The organism is Clostridium lamae, assembly GCF_033043255.1.
GTDB lineage: Bacteria > Bacillota > Clostridia > Clostridiales > Clostridiaceae > Clostridium > Clostridium lamae.
In genome coordinates this window covers 1-7,311 of the sequence record NZ_JASCQJ010000072.1, presented here as the reverse complement: position 1 = coordinate 7,311, position 7,311 = coordinate 1, and the positions used below count along the sequence as shown (strand labels likewise).

Genomic DNA, 7,311 nt, shown 5'->3' with positions numbered 1-7,311 from the left:
ATAAGATTAGTATGCTAGTAAATTATTAACTATTTGAAAGCATAATTAAATAAATTTTTATGGAATTAAATTAAGTAACAGTATGTATAATACCGTTACTTAATTTAATTTCAGATTTTTCTTTTTAAAAATACACCATATCCCTTTTCACCAATAAAATTATTATCCTTAGCTATTATTTTTCCTCTTAATATAGTATATATAGGATATCCTTTTATTTTTGTTCCTTCATAAGCTGTGTAGTCTACATTTGAGTGTAATTCATCAATTTTTAATACTTTTGCTATATTAGGATCTATTATTACTATATCTCCGTCAGATCCCACTTGAATTGTGCCCTTTTTAGGATACAAACCAAATATCTTTGCTGGATTTGTTGAACATACTTCAACAAATTTATTAATACTTATCCTCTTTTTCATTACTCCTTCAGAAAAAATCAGAGGAATTCTTTCTTCGATTCCAGGTACTCCGTTAGGACACTTAGTAAAATCATCTTTTCCAAGCTGCTTGTCTTTATTAAATGAAAAAGGACAATGATCTGTTGCTATTGTTTTTATATATCCGTCATTTATGCCCTTCCATAAAGCTTCAATATCTTCCTTTTTTCTTAAAGGTGGGCTCATAATATACTTTAATCCTTCATTATTCTCTTCCTCATATCTACTATCATCTAAAACTAAATATTGAGGACATGTCTCTGCATAAACATTTTCTCCCCTCTCATTAGCCATTTTTATATAGCTTAACCCTATTTGTGAAGAAAGATGAACAACATATAAAGGTGCATTTTCTGCAATTTTAGACAGATTAATCATTCTATTAATAGCTTCTCCTTCAGCTTCTGAAGGTCTACTTAAAGGATGATATTTAGGACTTGTACACCCATTTTTCACAAAATGTTCCTTTAATACTTTTATACTACCATGATTTTCACAATGAACTGTAGTTATTCCCCCAAGTTCTTTTAATCTATTAAGGACCTTTAAAACATACTCATCTTCTAACATATAATCATATGTTAAATACACTTTAAAGCTTGGTATCCCCTCTTCTTTAACTATACTTTCCATCTCATCTAAAACTTCCTCATTTATATGTTGAATAACACCATGAAAACTATAGTCAACAACAGCGTTACCATCTGCATATCCATGATATACATCAACTTGATGTTTCAAATTACACCCCTTTGGGCCAAAACCCATATGATCAATAATTGTTGTAGTTCCACCGCAAGCTGCTGCTACTGTCCCAGTATAAAAATCATCATTTGCTATAGCTATACCTACATCTAGATTCAGATGAGTATGAACATCTACACCACCAGGAATAACATATTTACCCTTAGCATCAATGATTTCATCGCTAGATATATTTAAATTAGTAGCAATCTCTTTAATAATTCCATCTTCAATATAAATATCACCAATATAAGTATCGCTAGCTGTAACAATGGTTCCATTCTTTATTAGTAAAGACATTTCATTCACTTCTCTTTCAAATTTTATTTATATTTATAAATAAGCAACCATCATGCCAATAAAAACTTGCTAGAAATACTAAAATACTCTCAAAAAGCATTATCATTTTGAGAGTATTTATCATTTTGATAATTATCTTAATATAGATTGAGCCATTCTTCTATATGTATGTCTTATTCCTCTAATTGTAGTAGATAATGTCATAATATTTTCTGGCAGTGCCATACCAAAAGTTCCACAATCTCCTATATGTTGGATATCTGCTCCTGCCATCTTAGAATTTAAGGCAATTTGTTCTATAACTGATTTACTTGAACCTTCTTGAGATGTACCTATTGTTGTCATTGCTAATGCACCATTCTCATGTATCATAGAAATAATATCTTTTGCTAGAGTTAAATCAAATCCTGGCACTGTACCTGGCGCTGGGATTAATACTACATCTGCACCAGCATCTATAAATCCTTTTATAGTTTCTTCATCATATATATTTCCACTACCTGCACCATGCATTTTACCCGCTATAATTAAGGTATCTTCACCTAGTATTTCCTTAGCTAACTTTATTCCATTGCATATTGTTTCAGCATTAACTCCTGTATTTGGATTTCCTGTTATTACAATATAATCAAATCCATAATCTTTAACTTTTTTAAGACTATATTCGTTTAATGTAAAACCTTTTTGATAAGTGCTTCCTTCTGGTACTGGTTCTAAATTTACTCCTATTAATCTACCAACTAATTTCTTAATATTTTTTATATAATTTTTATCATTTAAATTTCTTTTTACGCTATCTTCGTATATCTCTGCTATTTTCCCTAAATCATTTAGTAAAATATTTCCTCCATCTATACCAAATATAAATGGTTTTTCAAAATCAAAAGTATTTAAAGTTAACATATCTGCACCAAAACTTGAAGCAAGTTCTAAATTTGATACTTCTCTAATATACGGAGTATAACTAATGATACATTCAGACATTACAGTCCTACCTTCTGACCCCTTAATTATTTCTTTTAATTCATCTTTATTAATTGTCTCAATATCCTTTGTTGTTAATTCAAAGATTCTTTTCAAGCAAATCACTCCTTTTCTATTACATATAATATTATACATACATAGTGTAATTTGTAAATGTTTAAACTATAATATATAATGTGTACTTTATTTCTATAAAAAAGGGGGGGAATCTATTGAAAAAAATAATATTAATTTTAACTACTTTTTTCATTCTACTTATTCCTATAAATGTATCAGCAAGCTCTAGGTCATATAATATTACTGATCTTTCTATAAATGCTGAAATAAAAGAAAATGGGGATGTATATGTAGATAAAACTTTTACTTATAATTTTAATGGAGATTTTAATGGAATATATGTAGATCTAAATTTAAAAGGTTCTGAAGGATATGATATTTCAGAAGTAATAGTTATTGATTCAACGGGTACTAGTTCTTTAGCCCTTAAGGATGATGGCTCAGAAAATAGTTATGAAATTTTAAACTATGATAATAAAATCCAAATAAAAATATATTCCCAAAGTTCTAATGAAGAAAAGAAATTTAATATTAAATATACAGCAAAAAATGTAGCTGAAAAATATAAGGATTATAGTTCTTTATATTGGAGTTTCTATACTGCCTCTTACGATGCACCTGTAAATAAAGTTAATTTAAATTTAAAGCTTAATAATTCTCCATTTAATACTGAAGACCTTTATTATATTGTTTTTGGTGACGGAAGTTTTAATTCTGAAACAACTAAAGACAGGATTATAATAAATGGAAATAACCTCACTTCTGATATAGGAATTAAGCTAAGATTTCAAAAAGATTATTTAAATCTAACTACTATTGACACTTATTATGATGAGTCCAGCATAGGAGAAGATAAATTTAATCCATTTTTCTTAGTTCCTTCATTCTCATTAATTGTTATTATTGCCTTAGCTTTTTATCTTGTTTATAAACGTAATAAAAAACTATTCAACAAGGCATTAGAAGAATATCGTTCTGAATATCTTTTTACTAATGAAGATTACTTGTTTTTTCCACCATCTAATGAAAGTCCAACTATAGTAGCGTATATTTATAATAAAAATAATATATCTTGGTCACTTGTACCGTCAACATTATTATATCTTGCTAATATAGGACTATATAAATTAAATACTTCCTTAGATAAAGATAGTAAGCTTGAAAATATAATATTTACTAGAATTAAAGATGTTAATGATTGTGAATATCCTCATTTAAAAATACTAGTTAACTGGTTTAAAAAATATGAAAATCAAAACAATGAATTTAATCTTCTTTCAATAAAAAAACTTATTGAAAATAGCTCTAAGAAAGCTAAAAAGTTTAATAATTCTTATTGGGATTTTATAAATCAAATTAGAATAGATGGTAGAAGACTTAATTTATATACTACTATTAGAGATAAAGAAGTTTTGAATAATGAGGCTTATGATCAGTATTTAAAATGGGATGCATATAAAAAACATTTATTATCTTTAATTGAAAATAAAGATATTTTAAATATTAAAGAATCTATTATTTATTCATCTGCATTAGGCATTGATTATATTGATTTAGATATTTATCCAAAAGAAAATACCATTAACCAAAATAGCTATTACTATTTTTATATGAATAACTACTTATTATTTGATAAAATACATTCTTCTACAGAGGAAAAGATAAGTAATTCTTCGAATAATGGTGGTAATAATAGTTTTAATAGCTTTTCGTCAGGAAGTAGTTTTAATGGTGGCGGTGGTGGATCTTCTGGAGGCTTCTAATAAGATAACTCAACCTAGTACTTTCTTTAAAGAAAGTATCAAAAGTTGTTTCTTAGTCCAAACTTAATTCAAATATATTTCTAAAAGCGGTTACTTTTAACTTTAAAAGTAACCGCTTTATTAAATCTGCTTTTAATTATATCCAATATTAATAATTGTCGTGATAGACATCACAATCTTCACAGTAGTATCATCATTTATTATGAATTAACTATTTCTCCACCATTTATATGTATAGTTTCACCAGTAATAAAACTAGCTCCTTCACTAGCTAAAAAAACATATGCTTCTGCTATTTCTACAGGCTGAGCAGCTCTTTTCATAGGATTATTTTGACCAAACATAGATACTTGGAACTGATCAAATGAAGCTGGAATAAGTGGTGTCCAAACTGGCCCCGGTGCAACTGCATTTACTCTTATTCCTTTACCAACTAAATTTAAAGCTAATGAACGTGTAAAAGTTGTTAGTGCTCCTTTAGTCATAGAATAATCTATTAATGTTTCATTTCCTTTATAAGCTGTTATAGAAGTTGTGTTAATAATACAATCTCCATATGATAGATATTTAAGAGCCTCTTTTGTAATGAAGAAAGCTCCAAATACATTAGTTTTAAAAGTCTTCTCAAATTGTTCAGTAGTTATATCCTCTAAATTATTACATGTATGTTGTTCAGCTGAGTTATTAACAATGATATTAATTTGATTAAATTTATCTTTAATACTATTAATTGAAGAAACACAAAACTCTTCATTGCCTATATCACCACTTAATAATATACACTCTCCACCTAAAGCCTCAATTTCATTCTTTGTAATCTCTGCATCTTTATGTTCATTTAAATAAATAATAGCTATTTTAGCTCCTTCTTTAGCATAAGAAATAGCAACCGCCCTTCCTATTCCACTATCTCCACCAGTAATTACAGCAACCTTATCTTTTAGTTTCCCACAATTTTGAGAATTACTTTTATATATTGGTTTCGGATTCATATCTTCTTCTATTCCTGGTTGTACATTTTGTTTTTGAGGAGGGAATGTATTCGGAAATTTATTATTCATTTTTGTCCTCCTCAAAAGTATATTCTTGTCCTAATCTATTCTTGGCTACACTTTCTAAATAGTTTGTTTTATTAACTATGTTTTCCTCAAATCTCTTTACTGATAGTTTAGTAAAATTTCCAACATTGCTTAAGTCTGTAAAATTATTTTTCATTTTTTCACTCCTTTCTTTATATATGATTATTTTTCTGCTATTTTTAATAATTTATACTTTTTTTGAAATTTAAAATCTTCTAATACTTGTTGTTCAATGATATAATAGTATTTATAAAATTTACCAGAGGTGGAATCATATGCATTTAAATGAAATAAAAAGAACTAGAGAAAATATTAAAGATATTATTAATAAGACGCCTTTATTACATAGCCCAATTTTTTCATTAATAAATAATTGCTCTGTCTATATGAAATGTGAAAATTTGCAAGTAACTGGTGCTTATAAAATTAGAGGTGCATTTAATAAAATTAGAACATTAACCGACGAAGAAAAAGCTAAAGGAGTAGTTTGTTCTTCTGCAGGTAACCATGCTCAAGGTGTAGCTTATGCTGCTAATCTTCTTGGAGTTTCTTCAACTATAGTTATGCCTAAAAATACACCTTATTTAAAAATTCAATCTACACAAGAGTTAGGTGGCAATGTGGTATTAGATGGTACATGCTACGATGATGCTTTCTTAAAAGCTAAATCTATTGAAACAGAAAATGACTCTATTTTTATTCATCCCTTTAATGATATGAACGTTATTTATGGACAAGGTACTATAGCTTTAGAAATTATAGAAGATATTAATGATGTTGATGTCATAGTCTGCCCTATCGGTGGGGGTGGATTAATAAGTGGTATTTCTTTAGCACTTAAAGAGATAAACCCTAATATTAAAGTTATTGGAGTACAGGCTGAGGGCGCAAACGCAATGGAGCAAAGTTATAAATTTGGAGAATTAATATCACTGAATTCAGTAAATACTATAGCTGATGGTATAGCTGTCAAGTGTCCTGGTGAGTTAACTTATAATATAGTAAAAGATTATGTTGATGATATTGTAACAGTATCTGATAAAGAAATTGCTGAAGCATTCCTAATTTTATGTGAAAAACATAAATTATTGGCTGAAGCATCTGGTGTTGCTTCTTTAGCTGCATTAAGAAAATTGAATTTAGAGGGAAAAAAAGTAGTGTCAATAATTAGTGGTGGTAATATTGATATGTTAACTATTTCTTCTTTAATAAGTGATGGATTAGTAGAAAGAGGAAGGTTATTCTGTTTTTCTGTAGAGCTTCCAGATATTCCAGGTCAACTACAAGAAATTTCAAGCATATTATCTGAATTAAATGCAAATGTTGTACAATTAGAACATAACCAGTTCAAAGCGTCGAATAGATTGAAAAATGTCCTGCTTGAAGTCACTATTGAAACTAACGGAATTGATCATATAGAACTTATAAAATCTACTTTATATAAAAATGGTTTTAAAATTGAACAAATGTATTAAAAGTAATAGCTTAAGCTTTTTGCTTAAGCTATTACTTTTATTATCTTAATTTTTTTCTTTTTTTATTTATTTTTTTATATGACTTTGCATTTTGAATAATGTCCATAAAGTCATCAGCCATTTCGAATAAGATCATTCCTTTATCTTTACTTTTTTTGAATGTCTTTTTCATTTTTCTCATTAGTTTATTTTTCATAACTACACCTCCTAAGGTTGTACTTCAATATTATTTTACCCTTAAGAATGTATTTTATGTTTAAATTATAGTACAAATTATAGAATTTATAAAATCTTCTTTTTTAGAATTTAGATATTCACCATAAAACTCATTATTGTTAATTATATCCTCGTCTATTTTACTTAGTAAAAACTTATTGATATCTTTAGAATATCTTAATTCAATTTCTTCTTTAATACTTCTAAACTCTTCTAATCCACCATTTTTTCTATACTTCCTTATTAAAGAGTC

At 27.6% G+C, this 7,311-nt stretch carries 8 protein-coding genes; 2 read left to right on the top strand and 6 right to left on the bottom strand.

Going from position 1 to position 7,311, the window contains the following annotated elements:
* Positions 1-110: 110 nt before the first annotated feature.
* Both hydA and QK892_RS18160 read right to left on the bottom strand, forming a co-directional pair.
* Positions 111-1,484 (bottom strand): dihydropyrimidinase, encoded by a 1,374-nt coding sequence (gene hydA, locus QK892_RS18165; protein WP_317274961.1) that lies wholly within the window; start codon positions 1,482-1,484, stop codon positions 111-113.
* A gap of 132 nt (positions 1,485-1,616) precedes the next feature.
* A complete protein-coding gene (locus QK892_RS18160) occupies positions 1,617-2,573 on the bottom strand; it encodes a DUF7916 family protein (RefSeq protein ID WP_317274960.1) in 957 nt (318 codons plus the stop codon).
* 107 nt (positions 2,574-2,680) lie between these two features.
* Here QK892_RS18160 and QK892_RS18155 point away from each other — a divergent pair, with 107 nt between their 5' ends.
* Positions 2,681-4,288: a DUF2207 domain-containing protein gene (locus QK892_RS18155; RefSeq protein WP_317274959.1), complete on the top strand. Its 1,608-nt coding sequence runs from the start codon at positions 2,681-2,683 to the stop codon at positions 4,286-4,288.
* A gap of 200 nt (positions 4,289-4,488) precedes the next feature.
* Here the strand turns inward: QK892_RS18155 and QK892_RS18150 are convergent, their stop codons facing one another.
* Positions 4,489-5,349: an SDR family oxidoreductase gene (locus QK892_RS18150; RefSeq protein ID WP_317274958.1), complete on the bottom strand. Its 861-nt coding sequence runs from the start codon at positions 5,347-5,349 to the stop codon at positions 4,489-4,491.
* Positions 5,342-5,503 (bottom strand): hypothetical protein, encoded by a 162-nt coding sequence (locus QK892_RS18145; protein WP_317274957.1) that lies wholly within the window; start codon positions 5,501-5,503, stop codon positions 5,342-5,344. The genes QK892_RS18150 and QK892_RS18145 overlap by 8 nt, the downstream gene beginning before the upstream one ends.
* Before the next feature lie 139 nt (positions 5,504-5,642).
* On the opposite strand from QK892_RS18145, the gene ilvA reads away from it, so the two are divergent.
* Positions 5,643-6,842 (top strand): threonine ammonia-lyase, encoded by a 1,200-nt coding sequence (gene ilvA / locus QK892_RS18140; protein ID WP_317274956.1) that lies wholly within the window; start codon positions 5,643-5,645, stop codon positions 6,840-6,842.
* 40 nt (positions 6,843-6,882) lie between these two features.
* Here the strand turns inward: ilvA and QK892_RS18135 are convergent, their stop codons facing one another.
* Together QK892_RS18135 and QK892_RS18130 are read right to left on the bottom strand one after the other, a co-directional pair.
* Positions 6,883-7,038, bottom strand: a complete 156-nt coding sequence (locus tag QK892_RS18135; protein ID WP_317274955.1) for a hypothetical protein — start codon at positions 7,036-7,038, stop codon at positions 6,883-6,885.
* A gap of 60 nt (positions 7,039-7,098) precedes the next feature.
* A partial coding sequence (locus QK892_RS18130) for a hypothetical protein (protein ID WP_317274954.1) occupies positions 7,099-7,311 on the bottom strand: 213 nt, incomplete at its 5' end.

Bases quoted from the DNA above. Each gene is read 5' to 3' on its own strand.
- hydA (WP_317274961.1), bottom strand. From the start codon at position 1,484: ATGTCTTTACTAATAAAGAATGGAACCATTGTTACAGCTAGCGATACT.
- QK892_RS18150 (WP_317274958.1), bottom strand. From the start codon at position 5,349: ATGAATAATAAATTTCCGAATACATTCCCTCCTCAAAAACAAAATGTA.
- QK892_RS18145 (WP_317274957.1), bottom strand. From the start codon at position 5,503: ATGAAAAATAATTTTACAGACTTAAGCAATGTTGGAAATTTTACTAAA.
- ilvA (WP_317274956.1), top strand. From the start codon at position 5,643: ATGCATTTAAATGAAATAAAAAGAACTAGAGAAAATATTAAAGATATT.
- QK892_RS18135 (WP_317274955.1), bottom strand. From the start codon at position 7,038: ATGAAAAATAAACTAATGAGAAAAATGAAAAAGACATTCAAAAAAAGT.